The 15,352-nt window shown below is 74.1% G+C and carries 11 protein-coding genes; 3 read left to right on the top strand and 8 right to left on the bottom strand.

The genetic code is table 11. The features are described 5' to 3' along the window. Nucleotides 1–4: 4 nt before the first annotated feature. Nucleotides 5–1,561 carry a DUF6350 family protein gene (locus ACFY8U_RS11945; protein WP_389568870.1) on the bottom strand — a complete coding sequence of 519 codons (1,557 nt, stop codon included), beginning with the start codon at nt 1,559–1,561 and terminating at the stop codon, nt 5–7. A 116-nt stretch (nt 1,562–1,677) separates the two neighbouring features. Between ACFY8U_RS11945 and ACFY8U_RS11940 the strand changes: the two genes are divergently transcribed. Further along, entirely contained in the window at nt 1,678–3,375 is a 1,698-nt protein-coding gene (locus ACFY8U_RS11940; RefSeq protein ID WP_389568868.1) for a sigma factor-like helix-turn-helix DNA-binding protein, read from the top strand. Nucleotides 3,376–3,467: 92 nt separating this feature from the next. On the opposite strand, the gene sucD is transcribed toward ACFY8U_RS11940, so the two are convergent. The 6 genes from sucD to ACFY8U_RS11910 form a co-directional block, all read right to left on the bottom strand. Next, nucleotides 3,468–4,352: a succinate--CoA ligase subunit alpha gene (gene sucD, locus ACFY8U_RS11935; protein ID WP_260229316.1), complete on the bottom strand. Its 885-nt coding sequence runs from the start codon at nt 4,350–4,352 to the stop codon at nt 3,468–3,470. A gap of 20 nt (nt 4,353–4,372) precedes the next feature. Next, nucleotides 4,373–5,551: an ADP-forming succinate--CoA ligase subunit beta gene (gene sucC, locus ACFY8U_RS11930; protein WP_361442666.1), complete on the bottom strand. Its 1,179-nt coding sequence runs from the start codon at nt 5,549–5,551 to the stop codon at nt 4,373–4,375. Between the two features lie 376 nt (nt 5,552–5,927). Further along, nucleotides 5,928–7,124 (bottom strand): VWA domain-containing protein, encoded by a 1,197-nt coding sequence (locus ACFY8U_RS11925; protein ID WP_389568864.1) that lies wholly within the window; start codon nt 7,122–7,124, stop codon nt 5,928–5,930. Then, nucleotides 7,121–9,568 carry a DUF5682 family protein gene (locus ACFY8U_RS11920; protein ID WP_389568861.1) on the bottom strand — a complete coding sequence of 816 codons (2,448 nt, stop codon included), beginning with the start codon at nt 9,566–9,568 and terminating at the stop codon, nt 7,121–7,123. The genes ACFY8U_RS11925 and ACFY8U_RS11920 overlap by 4 nt, the downstream gene beginning before the upstream one ends. Further along, the gene (locus ACFY8U_RS11915) at nt 9,565–10,734 is read right to left on the bottom strand and encodes an AAA family ATPase (RefSeq protein ID WP_389568858.1); all 1,170 of its coding nucleotides are present in this window, start codon (nt 10,732–10,734) and stop codon (nt 9,565–9,567) included. The genes ACFY8U_RS11920 and ACFY8U_RS11915 overlap by 4 nt, the downstream gene beginning before the upstream one ends. A 109-nt stretch (nt 10,735–10,843) precedes the next feature. Then, nucleotides 10,844–11,254: a hypothetical protein gene (locus ACFY8U_RS11910; protein ID WP_389568857.1), complete on the bottom strand. Its 411-nt coding sequence runs from the start codon at nt 11,252–11,254 to the stop codon at nt 10,844–10,846. Nucleotides 11,255–11,400: 146 nt separating this feature from the next. On the opposite strand from ACFY8U_RS11910, the gene ACFY8U_RS11905 reads away from it, so the two are divergent. Both ACFY8U_RS11905 and ACFY8U_RS11900 read left to right on the top strand, forming a co-directional pair. Beyond that, nucleotides 11,401–12,762: an SWIM zinc finger family protein gene (locus ACFY8U_RS11905; RefSeq protein WP_389568854.1), complete on the top strand. Its 1,362-nt coding sequence runs from the start codon at nt 11,401–11,403 to the stop codon at nt 12,760–12,762. 163 nt (nt 12,763–12,925) lie between these two features. Next, on the top strand, nt 12,926–14,521 hold the full coding sequence (locus ACFY8U_RS11900) for a DUF5691 domain-containing protein (protein WP_389568851.1): 1,596 nt from the start codon (nt 12,926–12,928) through the stop codon (nt 14,519–14,521). A 178-nt stretch (nt 14,522–14,699) separates the two neighbouring features. Here ACFY8U_RS11900 and ACFY8U_RS11895 read toward each other — a convergent pair whose 3' ends face one another. Then, nucleotides 14,700–15,107: a cobalamin B12-binding domain-containing protein gene (locus ACFY8U_RS11895; RefSeq protein ID WP_361442645.1), complete on the bottom strand. Its 408-nt coding sequence runs from the start codon at nt 15,105–15,107 to the stop codon at nt 14,700–14,702. Between the last annotated feature and the right edge of the window lie 245 nt (nt 15,108–15,352).

The raw sequence follows: 15,352 nt of genomic DNA, 5'->3' as shown, positions 1-15,352 counted from the left end.
GGCCCTACGCCTCGCCGTCCGGACCCGCCGGAGACTGGGCCGCCGGAGACTGGGCCGCCGGCGGCGGCAGGGGCAGAGGGGGCAAAGCCGGTTCCCAGGCCGCCGGCAGGTAGTCGTACGGCTCGTACTCGCCGTCGTCGTCCTGCTCCGCCTCCTCGGGGAGCAGGACGGGTACGGGCACGGGCACGGGTACGGGCACGGGTACGGGAGCGGGCGCCGGTACGGAATCCGGAACGGGTCCCGGCGCCATGGCGGCACCGGCCCGCGGCTCCGTCGTCGCCTTCGGCCTGGGCGCCGGTTCCATGCCGCGCCGCGACCAGGCCCGTACCCCCAGCGCCACCGGCACCCCCACCGCCGCACACCACAGCACCGCCGCCGCGCCGGCCTGCCACCACACCGGCCCGAACTCCGCCAGCCGGCCCGTGCCGAGCGGGCCTCCCGCGGCCGCCGCCAGCAGTGCCGTCGCCGCCCCGCACACCCAGGCGCCGATCAGGGCCGTCAGCGCCGTCTCCCGGGCCGTCCAGGTACGCGCCGACCGGCCCACGCCCGCCCCCAGGACCACGGCCGCCACCAGCGGGACCGCCGCGGCGGCCCAGTGCGGCCAGCTGCCCCGGGCCTCGGCGGGGAGGGCCGCCAGCAGCGGGAAGGGCGGGACCGCCGCGGCGCCGGTGAGGCCGAGCGGGGTCGCCGATGCGCCCGTACCGAGTGCGAATCCGGGCCCGAGGCCGTACGACGCACCCCACACCGCCGCGTTCGGCACCAGCGCGGCGGCCAGGAGCAGGACCGACACCTGCCCCGACCACTCGCCCGAAGGGCCCGCGAGCCGGGTGTAGGAATCGTGCGCCGCACCCGCGTGCCAGACCAGCGAGGCGGCGAACACGGCCGCCCCGCCGCCCAGCAGGGCCACGAACGCCGGTCCCGCCGAGCGGAGAGCCACCGCCGTCTGTTCCTGCCTGGGCAGGGGCCGCCCGGCCGACGTCCAGACGCCCAGACCCGTCGCCGCCGCCACCGTCCCGGGCAGCCACAGGCCGGCCGCCAGCGGGTCGGCGGGCAGCGGGCCGCTCGCCGCGTAGACCACGACAGCGGCCGCGACCAGCAGATATCCGCCGGCCACGGCGGCCACCGCGGCGCTCGCGGCGCTCGCGGACGACTGGTACCCGGCCTCCTCCTCGACGTCGGGCCCGAGGGCGTACGGCTCCATGGCGTGCGGCTCCATCGTGTCCCGGGCGGCCCGGTGCAGGAGCCAGCCCGGCAGGACCATGAGCAGCAGCGGCGCCATACCGACGGGCGCGGGCACCCCGGCGAGGGCCTCCGTGCGGATCAGGTCGACGCCGTGGGCGAGCAGCCACAGCCCGGCGGCCGCGTGCAGGGCGCCGCCTGGGCCGCTGTCGGGGTACGGCGAGCTGATCCACAGCCCCGTCACGAGCACCGCAAGGGTTCCGAGGCCGAGCCCCGCCGCGACCGCGCCGCGCACGAAGGCGGTCGCCAGGGCGGCGGACCGGCCGCCCTGGACCACGGTCCCGGCCGCCGGTGAGAGGGGCCGTTCGGTCAGTTGGGTCACGCGCCCATGCTGCCAACGACACGCGCTTTTCTCGCGTAACAGGCAAAACGCCGCTGTGTCGCTCAAGATACGTTTATGTACTTTTCCGCCCGGAACGCTTCGGGAGGTCGACGTCCATGAACCGGAGCATGCCCTCCCCCAAGGAGCGGCGCAGACTGCGCGAGGCCAGAGGTTTGAGCGAGGACCAGGTCGCGGAGGCCATGGGTGTCACACGGGCCACGGTCCGGTCCTGGGAGACCGGCCGCACCACACCACGGGGGCGCAAGCAGGAGGCGTACGCGAAGCTGATCGGCGCGTACGACGAGCAGCGCACGCCGTCCGATCCGTCGCCGGAGCCGACGCCCGCCGGGGCGCCGGAGCCGACGGCGCCGGTCCAGCCCCCGAAGCCCTCCGTGGGCGCCGGGGCCGCGACCGCCAACACCCGTCCGCGGGCCGCGACCAAACGCGCGGCCAAGCCGCCCAAGGCCCCCGCGGCAGCCGCCCTCGGCATCGGCGGCGGCATCGCCGCCTTCGGTGGCATCGGCGGCGGCCACAAGCCCCCACGGGCCGTCCGAGCGGGCGCCCCGGGCGCCCAGCAGCCCCTGGAGAAGCTGAAACCGGTGGAGACTCCCCCACGGCCCCTGCACGCCCCGGCGGAGCAGGCCCCGGCAGGGCAAGTCCCGGCCGAGCCGACGGCGGCCGGGTATTTCCCGGCCGAGCAAGTCCCCGCCGAGCCGTTCCCGGCCGAGCAGGCCCCGGCCAAGCCGTTCCCCGCCGAGCAGGCCCCGGCCGACCAGGCCCCGGCAGGGCAAGTCCCGGCCGAGCCGACGGCGGCCGGGTATTTCCCGGCCGAGCAAGTCCCCGCCGAGCCGTTCCCGGCAGGGCGGGTCCCGGCCAAGCCGTTCCCCGCCGAGCAGGCCCCGGCCGAGCAGTTCCCCGCCGGGCAGGCCCCCGCCGAGCCGTTCCCCGCCGAGCCGACGGCGGCCCCTGAGCAGTTCCCGACCGAGCCGCCTCCCGAGGCTCTCGCGGAGCCCTCCCTCACCCCGGAGGAGGCCTTCGACGCGCTCTACGCGCACGCGGCGCCCGGTCTCCTCCACCAGACGTACCTGCTCACCGGCCGCCGCCGGCTCTCCCGGGAGTCCGTCGAGCACGCCTTCCACCACGCCTGGCAGCACTGGCCCGAGGTCGCGGTCGACCGGGACCCGGTGGGCTGGGTGCGGGCGGCGGCGTACGAGTACGCGCTCTCCCCCTGGCACCGGCTGCGCCGCACCCACAAGCACCCGGATGCCCCGCCGACCGAGGCGAGGCGGCGGGAGCTGCTCGCGGCGCTCCTGGAGCTGCCGCCGCCGTACCGCCGTACCGTCCTGCTCTACGACGGTCTCGGCCTCGACCTGCCCGAGACGGCGGCCGAGACCGAGGCGAGCACCCCCGCCGCAGCCAACCGCGTGCTGCACGCCCGTACCGTCATCGGACAGCGCGTACCCGAGCTCGCCGACCCCGACGTCCTCCATCGGACGCTGGGCGCGCTGGCGACGGAGGCGCCGACGGCGACGCTCCCGGAGGCGCGGTCCGTACGGACCGGCAGCGAGCGGAGCAGCCGGATGTGGACGCGGGCGGTGATCGGGGTGACGGCGGCGCTCATCGCGGTGACCGCCATCACGGCCGCGACCGCGCCGACGCAGTACCTGCCGCTGATCCACCCCGGTGAGACGGTCAACGGCGTGCCGGTCCGCGGCGGCTCGCCGCAGCTCACCCCGGAGGACGTGAAGCTCCGCGACACGCTCCGCTCCCAGCCCCACAACGGGCCGGAGCGGCTGATCCCGGACCCGCACTAGAGCGCGGACCCCGCGTACGCGCGTGGGCCCCGCCCCCTGCCCGGTTTCCCGGGAGGGGGCGGGGCCCACCTGTGCGGTCAGACGATTCCGCTTCAGCCCGCGAGGATGGCGCGCGCCAGCTTGGCCGTCTCGGTCGGCGTCTTGCCGACCTTGACGCCGGCGGCCTCGAGGGCCTCCTTCTTCGCCTGGGCGGTGCCGGAGGAGCCGGAGACGATGGCGCCGGCGTGGCCCATGGTCTTGCCCTCGGGCGCGGTGAAGCCCGCGACGTAGCCGACGACCGGCTTGGTGACGTTCTTCGCGATGAAGTCCGCCGCACGCTCCTCGGCGTCGCCGCCGATCTCGCCGATCATGACGATCAGGTCGGTGTCGGGGTCGGCCTCGAACGCCGCGAGGGCGTCGATGTGCGTGGTGCCGATGACCGGGTCGCCACCGATGCCGACGGCGGACGAGAAGCCGATGTCACGGAGCTCGTACATCATCTGGTACGTCAGCGTGCCGGACTTCGAGACCAGGCCGATGCGGCCCGGCTTCGTGATGTCGCCCGGGATGATGCCGGCGTTGGACTGGCCCGGGGTGATGAGACCGGGGCAGTTCGGGCCGATGATGCGGGTCTTGTTGCCCTTCGACTGCGCGTACGCCCAGAAGGCGGCGGAGTCGTGGACGGCGATGCCCTCGGTGATGACGACCGCGAGCGGGATCTCGGCGTCGATCGCCTCGACCACGGCGGCCTTGGCGAAGGCCGGCGGGACGAAGAGGACGGAGACGTTGGCGCCCGTCTTCTCCATCGCCTCGGCGACGGAGCCGAAGACCGGGACCTCCGTGCCGTCGAAGTCGACGGACGTACCGGCCTTGCGCGGGTTCACGCCACCGACGATGTTGGTGCCGTCACCCAGCATGAGCTTGGTGTGCTTCATGCCCGTGGCACCGGTCATGCCCTGGACGATGACCTTGCTGTCCTTGGTGAGGAAGATAGCCATGGTGTGCTTGACCTCGTCCCTTACTTCGCAGCCGCGAGCTCGGCGGCCTTGTCGGCCGCGCCGTCCATGGTGTCCACACGCTGCACGAGCGGGTGGTTCGCGTCCGACAGGATCTTGCGACCCAGCTCCGCGTTGTTGCCGTCGAGGCGCACGACCAGCGGCTTGGTGACCTCTTCGCCCTTGGTGGCGAGGAGCTCCAGGGCCTGGACGATGCCGTTGGCGACCTCGTCACAGGCGGTGATGCCACCGAAGACGTTGACGAACACGGACTTGACGTCCGGGTCGCCCAGGATGATCTCCAGGCCGTTCGCCATGACCTCGGCGGAGGCGCCGCCGCCGATGTCGAGGAAGTTGGCCGGCTTCACGCCGCCGTGGTTCTCACCCGCGTACGCGACGACGTCCAGGGTCGACATGACCAGGCCGGCGCCGTTGCCGATGATGCCGACCTCGCCGTCCAGCTTGACGTAGTTGAGGCCCTTGGCCTTGGCCGCAGCCTCGAGCGGGTTGGCTGCGTCCTTGTCCTCGAGCGCCTCGTGCCCGGGCTGGCGGAAGTCGGCGTTGGCGTCCAGGGACACCTTGCCGTCCAGCGCCAGGATGTCGCCGGAGGCGACCTTGGCCAGCGGGTTCACCTCGACGAGGAGCGCGTCCTCGGCGACGAAGGTGTCCCACAGGGTCACCATGACCTCGGCGACCTTCTCGGCGACCTCGGCCGGGAACTGCGCCTGGGCGACGATCTCGCGGGCCTTCTCGATGGTCACGCCCTCGACGGCGTTGACCGGCACCTTCGCGAGCTTCTCGGGGGTCGTCGCGGCGACCTCCTCGATGTCCATGCCACCGGCCACGGAGGCCATGGCGAGGAAGGTGCGGTTGGTGCGGTCGAGGAGGTACGAGACGTAGTACTCCTCGAGGATCTCCGGAGCGGTCTCCGCGATCATCACCTTGTGGACCGTGTGGCCCTTGATGTCCATCCCGAGGATGTCCGTCGCGCGGGCGACGGCCTCGTCCGGGGTGGCGGCCAGCTTCACGCCGCCGGCCTTGCCGCGGCCGCCGACCTTCACCTGCGCCTTGACGACCGACTTGCCGCCAAGACGCTCGGTGGCCTCGCGCGCCGCCTCAGGCGTGTCGATGACTTCACCGGCCAGCACCGGTACACCGTGCTTGGCGAAGAGGTCCCTCGCCTGGTACTCGAACAGGTCCACGCGCGTCCGTCCCTTTTCTGATGATCGCGGTTCGTTGTCTGCGTGGGCGTGCCGCGAAGGGCAACGTGACTGCGCTGTCACAAGGGAGGCGTACACGGTGTCCGTGGACGCGGCATGTCCGTCTCGCAGGTTATCCCCGCAGGCCGTGGGTCCCTAAATCGCAGATCACACCGGAGCGGTGATACGAGTCACAGATCGTAGGGGTCCCGGGGCGGTCCGTAGGGGGCCCCTAGGGTGGCTCCGGGGCCCTGACACAGGTGGGAACAGGGGTGTACGGGCCTCACGGCGCGCCAGGATGCGAGGTGAGGGGCCTGCGGACCCGGATGTGATATGGGCCTCAGTGCGCCCGGACACGCCCGCTCGGGTGGTGGATCGGCTACGGATTCCGTAGCGCCTCCGCCGCGTCCGGGACGGGCAGCGGCCGCTTCTCGATCGCCGCCGCCATCACCTCGGGGAAGAGGTCCGGGGTGCAGGCGAAGGCGGGGGCGCCGAGCGCGGCGAGGGCCGCGGCGTGCTCGCGGTCGTAGGCGGGGGCTCCCTCGTCGGAGAGCGCGAGGAGGGCGACGAACTGCACGCCGGACGCCTTCATGGCCGCGACCCGCTTCAGCATCTCGTCGCGTATGCCCCCCTCGTAGAGGTCGCTGATGAGGACGACGACGGTGTCGGCCGGCCGGGTGATCTGGGACTGGCAGTAGGCGAGGGCCCGGTTGATGTCGGTGCCGCCGCCGAGCTGGGTGCCGAAGAGCACGTCGACCGGGTCGTCGAGCTGGTCGGTCAGATCGACGACCGCCGTGTCGAAGACGACGAGCCGGGTCGCGATCGACCGCATGGAGGCGAGGACGGCGCCGAACACGGAGGCGTAGACGACGGAGGCCGCCATCGAGCCGGACTGGTCGATGCAGAGGACCACGTCCTTCTTGACCGACTGCGCCGCCCGGCCGTAGCCGATGAGCCGCTCGGGGACGACCGTGCGGTACTCGGGCAGATAGTTCTTGAGGTTGGCGCGGATCGTGCGGTCCCAGTCGATGTCCCGGTGCCGGGGGCGGCTGATGCGGGCCGAGCGGTCGAGCGCGCCGGTGAGGGTGGCCCGGGTGCGGGTGGCGAGGCGCTTCTCGAGGTCGTCGACGACCTTGCGTACGACCGCCCGGGCCGTCTCCTTGGTCGTCTCGGGCATCACCTTGTTGAGGGAGAGGAGTGTGCCGACGAGGTGGACGTCGGCCTCGACGGCCTCCAGCATCTCGGGCTCCAGGAGCAGGGTGGAGAGCCCGAGCCGGTCGATGGCGTCGCGCTGCATGACCTGGACGACGGAGCTGGGGAAGTACGTCCTGATGTCGCCGAGCCAGCGGGCGACGGAGGGCGCGGAGGCGCCGAGACCGGCGGACCTGTCGCGCCCGGTGCCGCTCTCCCCCGGCTTCCTCGCCCCTCCTCCGTAGAGCGCGGTCAGGGCGCCGTCCATGGCGGCGTCCGTGCCGGTGAGGGAGCAGCCGGTGCCGTCCGCCTCGCCGCCGCCGAGGACCATGCGCCAGCGGCGCAGCCGCTCGTCGTGCCCCGTGCCGTCGATCGTGCCGGTCATCGGTCCACCCCCACCATGTCGATGTCTCCCAGGATCAGCGTGAGCACCGGCAGGACTCCGTCGGCCCGCTCCTCGTCGAGGCCGGTACCGAATCCGGGCAGGCCGGCCTCCGCACGGTCGGCGGTGGCGGACGGGCCGCGGGCGACCAGCTCGCCCAGCGTGCGGCGCACGCCCGGCTCGTACGCCGAGAACGTGCGGCGCAGCAGCGGCAGGACATCGGTGAAGGCGTCCGCCGTGACGCCCGTCAGCCAGGTGTCGACCAGCGCGAGCAGCCGTTCGTCGTGGACGAGGAGCATGCCTCCGCCGGAGGCGCCGCCGACGAAGCCCTCGATCCAGGCGGCGGCGTCGGCGGGCGGGGTCCCGGGCGACAGGGCGAGGCTCATCAGCCGCGCGGCCTCGTCCTCGTCCAGGCCGCCCTCGTCGAGGAGCAGTCGGGCGGCCCGGCCCCGGATGGTGCCCGGCACGCTGTCGCGTGCGGCGAGCCCGCGCAGGACGCCGGCCCATCTTCCGGTCAGCCCCGCGTTGTCGGTGAGCAGCTGGAGCGCGCCGTGGACGCCGTCGAGATGGCCGCGCATCTCGACGGCGGCGTCGGTGTCGAGCCCGGTGCAGGCGGGCGGCAGGCCGACGCAGATCCGTTCGGCGAGCCCGGCCGCGACCTCGCCGAGCGCGGCGGTGTCGGTGGCACGTACGTCTCCGTAGCGCAGGGAGCGGGCGAGCGCGGGGAGGGCCTGGGCCAGGTGGGCGACGTCGGTGTCGAGCGCGGCGCGGTCGGCGAGGGCTGTCATGACGACGGGCAGGGCGCCGCCGAGTCCGCCGAGCAGGCACTGCTCGGCGAGCGCGGTGACGTCGGCGAGCGCGGTGGCCTCCAGGGCGCGGGCCTCGGCCTTGGCGGTCGCGGCGGATTCGACGGTGGTGCCCCAGACGCCGGCCTCGGCGACGCGGACGTGCAGCTCGGGCTCCCAGCGCAGCCGCCAGCTCTCCCGGAAGGTGCCGGTGCTGCCGCGTCCGGCGATGGGGGTGCCCCAGCCGATGCCGAGCAGGCCGAGCCGGTGCAGCAGGCGGCTGCGTGCCGCGTCGTTCTCCTTGCGCAGATCGAGCTCCAGCTCCCGCTCCTGCGCCTCGGGTCTGAGGCGCAGGCTCCGCTGGAGCCGGGCGAGGTCGCGCTGGAGGGGTACGGCGGGGGCGGCGGCCGGGACCTCGCCGAGGACGTCGCCGACGACGAGGCGGTCCCGCACGAGGTCGAGCCGGATGTCGGAGCCGTCGCACATCACGGCCCGTACGGCGTCGGTGGTCTCGCCGAGCCCGGCCAGCGGCCTGCCGCGCATCGCCGCGAGGGTCTCCGCGAGCCGCACGGCCTCGATGACATGGGCGGAGGAGACCATCGCGTCCTCCGCCCTGAGGAGGCCCGCGACCTTCGTCATCCAGCGCTCGATAGGGCGGTCGGGGGCGTCGAAGAGGTGTCCGTACCAGCCGGGGGCGTCGATGCCGGCGCCGTATCCGGAGCGGCGGGCGAGGCGGCGGTGGGTCCAGGGCACCCACGTCATCTCGGTCTTCACCTTGGGCAGGCCCTTGAGCAGGGCGCGGTCGGCGGTGGCGGTCGTCCTCCGGATCAGCGCGGGCACGTGCCAGGCGCCGCAGACGACGGCCACGTCGTCGCCGAACTCCTTGCGGGCGGCGCGGAGCTGGATCCGCATGTACGCCTCGCGGACCAGGTCGCGGGCGTGACCGCCGTGACCGTACGTCTCGCGCAGGGCGCCCATGGCGTCGGCGAGCGCCTCGAAGGGGGTGACGGGGTCGGCGGCGCCGCGCAGCTCGACCACGTCCTCCCACCAGCGCTCGGGGTCGGCGTAGCCGGCGGCGCGCGCGAGCTCGGCGATCGGGTCGATCCGCACTCCCTGGTCGGCCTCGTCCTCCTCGCCGTCGCCCCAGGTGGGGTCGGTGGCGGCGAGGGTGTGGGCGGCGGGGAGGTCGATGAAGCGGACGGCGGCGCCGTGGGCGAGGGCCCAGCGGATCGCCACCCACTCGGGCGAGAACTCGGCGAAGGGCCAGAACGCGGCCCGGCCGGGGTCGTCCACGGCGTGGGCGAGCAGTGCGACCGGCGGTCGCATCCCGTCGTCGGCGGCGAGCGGGAGAAGGGCGTCGGCCTCCGGGGGGCCCTCGATCAGCACGACCGCAGGCTGCCGCGCCTCCAGCGCCCCCCGCACGGCCCGGGCGGACCCGGGCCCGTGATGCCGCACCCCGAGGTAGAGCGGCCCGGACGCCCGGACGGCGGGCCCGGCCGCGCCGGAGGGCGCCGCCACGGAGGGTGCGGCTCCGGCAGCCGCCACAGCCGTGGTGGTCGTGGGCGTCGGCGTGGGTGCCCCGACCTCCTGAGGCGCCCCCACGCCGGCCCCCTGAGGTGTCGTCACCCTCACCGGTGCGACCTCCGCCTGAGGCGCTGTCATGCGCTCACCTCGCGGCAGGCGCGGTAGAAGTCCTTCCAGCCGTCTCTCTCCCGGACGACCGTCTCCAGGTACTCCTGCCAGATGACGCGGTCGGCGGCCGGGTCGCGGACGACCGCGCCGAGGATGCCTGCGGCGACGTCGGCGGGGCGCAGCACGCCGTCGCCGAAGTGGGCGGAGAGCGCGAGGCCGCCGGTGACGACGGAGATGGCCTCGGCCGTGGACAGCGTCCCCGAAGGGGACTTGAGCTTGGTACGGCCGTCGGTGGTGACCCCGTCGCGCAGCTCGCGGAAGACGGTGACGACCCGCCGGATCTCCTCGACGCCCTCGGGCACGGCCGGCAGGTCGAGCGAGCGGCCGAGCTGGTCGACGCGGCGCGCGACGATGTCGACCTCCGCCTCGGGGGTGGCGGGCAGCGGCAGCACCACGGTGTTGAAGCGGCGGCGCAGCGCGCTGGAGAGGTCGTTGACCCCGCGGTCCCGGTCGTTGGCGGTGGCGATGAGGTTGAAGCCCCGTACCGCCTGGACCTCCTGACCCAGCTCCGGCACGGGCAGGGTCTTCTCGGACAGGATCGTGATGAGTGTGTCCTGCACGTCGGCGGGGATGCGGGTGAGTTCCTCGACGCGGGCGGTCAGCCCTTCGGACATGGCGCGCATGACAGGGCTGGGCACGAGCGCGTCCCGACTGGGGCCGTGGGCGAGCAGCTTGGCGTAGTTCCAGCCGTACCGGATCGCCTCCTCGGGCGTCCCGGCGGTGCCCTGGACCAGCAGCGTCGAGTCACCGCTGACGGCGGCGGCGAGGTGCTCGGAGACCCAGGTCTTGGCGGTGCCGGGCACGCCGAGCAGCAGCAGCGCCCGGTCGGTGGCGAGTGTGGTGACGGCGACCTCGACGATGCGGCGCGGCCCGACGTACTTCGGTGTGATCACCGTTCCGTCCGGGAGCGTCCCACCGAGGAGATAGGTGGCGACGGCCCACGGCGAGAGCTGCCAACGGGCGGGCCGCGGACGGTCGGCGGCGGCGGCGAGCGCCTTGAGCTCGTCCGCGAAGGCGTGTTCGGCGTGCGGGCGCAGGACTTCGGAACCGAGGCCTGCCGCGGCCGGGACGGCGCCCGCCCCGGTGTCGCTACCGGCACCGGGCACGGCGCTCGCGATGGTTTCGGACACGGTCATGGATCCCCCTCCAGATCGTTCGACCTGATGTGGGATCCACCGTGCACCATGCCACTGACAGTCGGCCGTCGCCGCAGGTCAGAGGCTGAATCAGGATGCGCTCGGGGCGTCAGCCGGCGATCGGGGAGACCGCGACGCAGCCCCCGGTCATCGCCTCCTCGCCCTTCGCCTCCTTGATGACCTTGCCCTCGTGGATGACCTTGCAGGTGAGGTCGGCCGGGGTGAGCGAGATCGGCATGACGGCCGGCGGCATGATGCCCTTCAGCGTCACCGTCTTCTTCCACGGCGTGGTCGGCTTCGTCTCCTTCTCGAGCTTCGGCTCCATGGCCGTGCCACTGCCGCCGTGGTAGTCGATCGTCTCGATGCCCTTCCCCGTGACCTCGTACGTGACCTCGTAGGTGTCGTTCACGGCCTTGTCGACCTGGTCGGCGGCCTTGTCGGCGGCGGAGCAGGCGCCGAGACCGAACGCGAGGCCGGTGACGGCGAGCGACGCGACGGCGGTGCGGATGGTGCGCTTCATGAGGGATCCCCCTGGTGCGATGGTCGGTGGCAGGCCTCGGCAGAAAACCGTAAAGGACTGGCAAAGTCAAATACCTGGCGATGCGCGTCCGGAGCCGTTGGAGCAGGTCAAGTCCATTGTCAGTGGCGCCCCCTACCGTCGAGGGCATGAAGACACAGGGGGTGCGCTGGACGGCGGATCAGGTGCTGGCACTGGCTCCTGACGACGCCTCGCGCAGAGCGGGAAGCAAGCTCGGCACGGCCGGACCCTGGTCCGGTACGGGCAGCGCGGGCGACGGGGCCGTGTGGGGCCTGTGCAAGGGCAGCGGCAGCAAGCCGTACCGGACGGTCGTCGACACCACGGGCCCGGCCAGTTCGTGCAGTTGCCCCAGCCGGAAGTTCCCGTGCAAGCACGCGCTGGGGCTGCTGCTCCTGTGGGCGACGGACACGGCGGCCGTCGCGGACGCCGACGTACCCGACTGGGCATCCGGGTGGCTGGAGGGCAGACGCGAGCGCGCCGCCGTCCGCGCGAAGGGCGCGGAGGGTGCGGGTCCGGCCGTCACCGCCGACCCCGAGGCCGCGCGCCGCAGAGCGGAGCGGCGGTCGGCCCGGATCACCTCGGGCGCCGAGGAGCTGGAGCAGCGGCTCGCCGATCTGCTGCGCGGCGGCCTGGCCTCGGCCGAGCAGTCCGGTTACGGCCTGTGGGAGGAGACCGCGGCCCGCATGGTCGACGCCCAGGCGCCGGGACTCGCGGGCCGTGTAAGGGAGTTGGGTGCCATACCGGGGTCGGGTCCCGGCTGGCCGGTCCGGCTCCTGGAGGAGTGCGCGCTGACCCATCTCCTCGACCGGGCCTGGCTCTCCGTGGACCGGCTCCCCGGCCCCCTCGCGGCGACGGTACGGACCCGGGTGGGCCTGACCGCCCCCGCCGAGGGCCCCTCGGTGCGGGACCGTTGGCTCGTCCTCGCCCAGTACGACAGCGGAGACGGCAAGCTGACGACGCGTCGCATCTGGCTGCACGGCCGCGACACCGGGCGCACGGCCCTGCTGCTCTCCTTCGGAGCGGTGGGTCGCGCACCCCGACTGGCGCTTCCGGTAGGCGTGGTGATCGACGCCGCGCTCGTCCCGCACGCGGGCGCGGGGGCGCTCAGGGCCGAGCTGGGAGAGCAGTTCGCCGCTCCGGCCCCGCTCGACGCCCCGCCCCGCGGCGGCACCGTCGGCGACGCGCTCACGGCCTACGGCCACGCCCTGCGGGAGGACCCCTGGCTGGACTCCTGGCCGGTGACGCTCTCCGACGTCGTACCGATACCGACGGACCACGGCTGGCAGCTCGCCGACGCGGCCCCGGCCGCGGACGGCGGCGCGGCGCTGCCCCTCAGCGGACCCGCGCTCGGGCGGCCCGGCCTGTGGCGGCTCGCCGCGCTCTCCGGGGGCGGCCCGGTGACCGTCTTCGGCGAGTGCGGACACCGCGGGTTCACGCCGCTCGCCGCCTGGTCGGCCGACGCCCCCGGCGAGACGGTCCCGCTGCACTGACTCCGTACGCCCGACTCGTCACGCGCGCCCCCGTACGACTGCCCTGGTACGACCGCCCCCGTACGCCCCGACTCCGTACAGCCGACTCGACAAACCCGACGCCGTACGACCGGCTCCATACACCCGACGCCGTACGACCGCCCGACGACAGCCTGGAGGATCCATGGACGCCTGGGAAGAACTCGTCACCTCGGCGCTGCTCGGCACGGATCGCCGGCCGCCCGCGCTCCCCGCGACGGCGGCCGGTGGCGCGCCTGTCGCCCTGCTCGACGCCGCCGCGCTGCACACCGTGCGACGCAGGGCGGGCCTGCGGCCCGGGCCCGCCGCTCCGGCGCCCGAGCCCGCGCCGGAGGACCACCGCCGCCCCCTGCCCGACGCCGCGCGCCGCCGACTCGGCCAGTTGCTCGCGGGCCGTGCCGCCCCCGCCCCGTCCGGCGGGCGGCGCGGGGCGGCGCCCGACCTCGCCGAGCTGCTCCCCCAGTGGCTCGCCGCCGCCAACGAACACGGCTACAGGGCACCTGCCTCCGCCCTGCCCGCTCTTCTCGACGCCGCCCGCGCCCGTACGGATCTACGGCCCCAGGCGCTGACCCTCGCCGGGCCGCGCGGACTCTGGCTGGCCCGGCTCAACCCGGACTGGAAGTTCGCCCTGCGCGGCGCGGGAGGCAGCACCACCCTCCCCGACGCCCGGGACCGCGAGGCGGTCGAGGCCCTCTGGGAGGAGGGCCTGTTCGCCGAGCGGGTCGCGCTGCTCGCCTCCGTACGGACCGAGGATCCGGCCGCCGGCCTGGCCCTCCTGCGTTCCACCTGGACGGCGGAGCGTGCCGAGGACCGGCTGATGTTCCTCGATTCCCTGCGGGCCGGGCTCTCCGGCGCGGACGAGGAGTTTCTGGAGGAGGCCCTGTCCGACCGCAGTCGTAACGTGCGGTCCACCGCCGCCGAACTGCTCTCCGCCCTGCCCTCGTCGGCCCTCGCCGACCGGATGGCGGACCGCGCGTCGTCCTGCGTCTCCCTGGACCGTACGGCGGGGCGCGCGACGATCGTCGTGGAGGCGCCGCACGAGTGCGACGCCGGGATGCAGCGGGACGGAGTCGTCGCCGTCCCGCCGACGGGCCGGGGCGAGCGGTCCTGGTGGCTGGGCCGGATCGTCGAGTCGGCGCCGCTGGCCTGCTGGCCGGAGCGGCTCGGAGGGCGTACGCCCGAGGAGATCGTCGCGCTGCCGGTCATGGACGACTGGGCGGCCGAGCTGCATGCGGCGTGGTGCCGGGCAGCCGTCCGCCAGCGGGACGCCGACTGGTCGCGGGCGCTGCTCGGCGCCCCGTCCGCCCCGCCGGCGACCGGCCCGGGCACGTCATCCCTGGCGGAACGGGCGAAGCTGCTCTCGATCCTCCCGCACGAGGAGCGGGCCCGCTGGGTCGCCTCGTTCATCGCGGCCCACGGCCTCTCGGAGGCCTTCCAGCTCCTCGGCGTCTGCACGGTGCCCTGGTCGGATCCGCTGGGCGGGGCGGTGATCGACGCCCTGGACATCGCCCGGGACGCGGGCAGCTACCCCTGGAGCTTCAGCGGGGTGATGGGCCTCGCCGAACGCTGCCTCTCGCCCGACGCGGCCAACCAGCTGGAGTCCCTGACCGCCCTCACGACGGACCCGGAGGACGCGTCCCCGGGCGCCGGCGGGTACTGGTCGGAGGCGTTCCAGCGCCTGGTGTCCACCCTCCGCCTGCGGGCGCAGATGCAGACGGAGCTGACGGAGCCGACGCCGTAGCGGACGGCAGCCGACACCCCACCGGGGTAGCCGAAAGGGAGCGCGGCCGGCGCCCCGGCGGGCGGCGGACTGGGCCGTTCGGGTGATAGAGCGTCACAGTTTCCCGGCGCTTCCCGGCGCCTCGGCGGCCCGCGTCAGGGCCCGCCGTGCGCTCAGCCCCGCCCCACCACCCCGGGGGTTACGCGGCGACGCGGACGTTCGCGTTGACCCACTCCACGATGGACGCCGTCGTCGCGCCCGGCGTGAAGATCTCCGCCACACCCTTCTCCTTCAGCGGCGCGATGTCGGCGTCCGGGATGATGCCGCCGCCGAAGACCTTGATGTCCTCCGCGTCGCGCTCCTTCAGAAGCTCCAGGACCTTCACGAACAGCGTGTTGTGGGCGCCCGAGAGGATCGACAGGCCGATCGCGTCGGCGTCCTCCTGGATCGCCGTGTCCACGATCTGCTCCGGCGTCTGGTGCAGACCCGTGTAGATGACCTCCATGCCGGCGTCGCGCAGTGCCCGCGCGATCACCTTGGCCCCGCGATCGTGGCCGTCGAGACCCGGCTTGGCCACCACCACGCGGATCGGACCGGTCACACCCATCACTGCCTCCACATGCGACCCCCGCGCCTGATTGCCGGGGAGGTGAACGAACGTTATCGCCAGCATCCCGCACGCCGCTGTTTCGCGGTGGGCACCGAGGGGGAAATCACACGGTGGGACATTGTTCGCCTGCGCCGGACCCCCGGGCCCTCCTCCTGGGCCCACCAGCCGCAAGGGTCGTGCGCAAGGGAGCCGCAACGGGGTAGCCGTACGTCCGGGCCGTCAGCCGGCGGCCCGGACGTACG

Origin of the sequence: Streptomyces sp. NPDC012508, assembly GCF_042902595.1 — a bacterium.
In the GTDB taxonomy this organism is placed as follows: domain Bacteria; phylum Actinomycetota; class Actinomycetes; order Streptomycetales; family Streptomycetaceae; genus Streptomyces.
The sequence above is the reverse complement of the archived record's forward strand: the minus strand, read 5'-3'. Positions and strand labels throughout refer to the sequence as shown.

Excerpts from the sequence above, each read along its gene's own strand:
- ACFY8U_RS11910 (WP_389568857.1), bottom strand. The coding sequence starts at position 11,254 with ATGAAGCGCACCATCCGCACCGCCGTCGCGTCGCTCGCCGTCACCGGC.
- ACFY8U_RS11895 (WP_361442645.1), bottom strand. The coding sequence starts at position 15,107 with ATGGGTGTGACCGGTCCGATCCGCGTGGTGGTGGCCAAGCCGGGTCTC.
- ACFY8U_RS11900 (WP_389568851.1), top strand. The coding sequence starts at position 12,926 with ATGGACGCCTGGGAAGAACTCGTCACCTCGGCGCTGCTCGGCACGGAT.
- ACFY8U_RS11940 (WP_389568868.1), top strand. The coding sequence starts at position 1,678 with ATGAACCGGAGCATGCCCTCCCCCAAGGAGCGGCGCAGACTGCGCGAG.
- ACFY8U_RS11920 (WP_389568861.1), bottom strand. The coding sequence starts at position 9,568 with ATGACAGCGCCTCAGGCGGAGGTCGCACCGGTGAGGGTGACGACACCT.
- ACFY8U_RS11905 (WP_389568854.1), top strand. The coding sequence starts at position 11,401 with ATGAAGACACAGGGGGTGCGCTGGACGGCGGATCAGGTGCTGGCACTG.
- ACFY8U_RS11925 (WP_389568864.1), bottom strand. The coding sequence starts at position 7,124 with ATGACCGGCACGATCGACGGCACGGGGCACGACGAGCGGCTGCGCCGC.
- sucD (WP_260229316.1), bottom strand. The coding sequence starts at position 4,352 with ATGGCTATCTTCCTCACCAAGGACAGCAAGGTCATCGTCCAGGGCATG.
- ACFY8U_RS11915 (WP_389568858.1), bottom strand. The coding sequence starts at position 10,734 with ATGACCGTGTCCGAAACCATCGCGAGCGCCGTGCCCGGTGCCGGTAGC.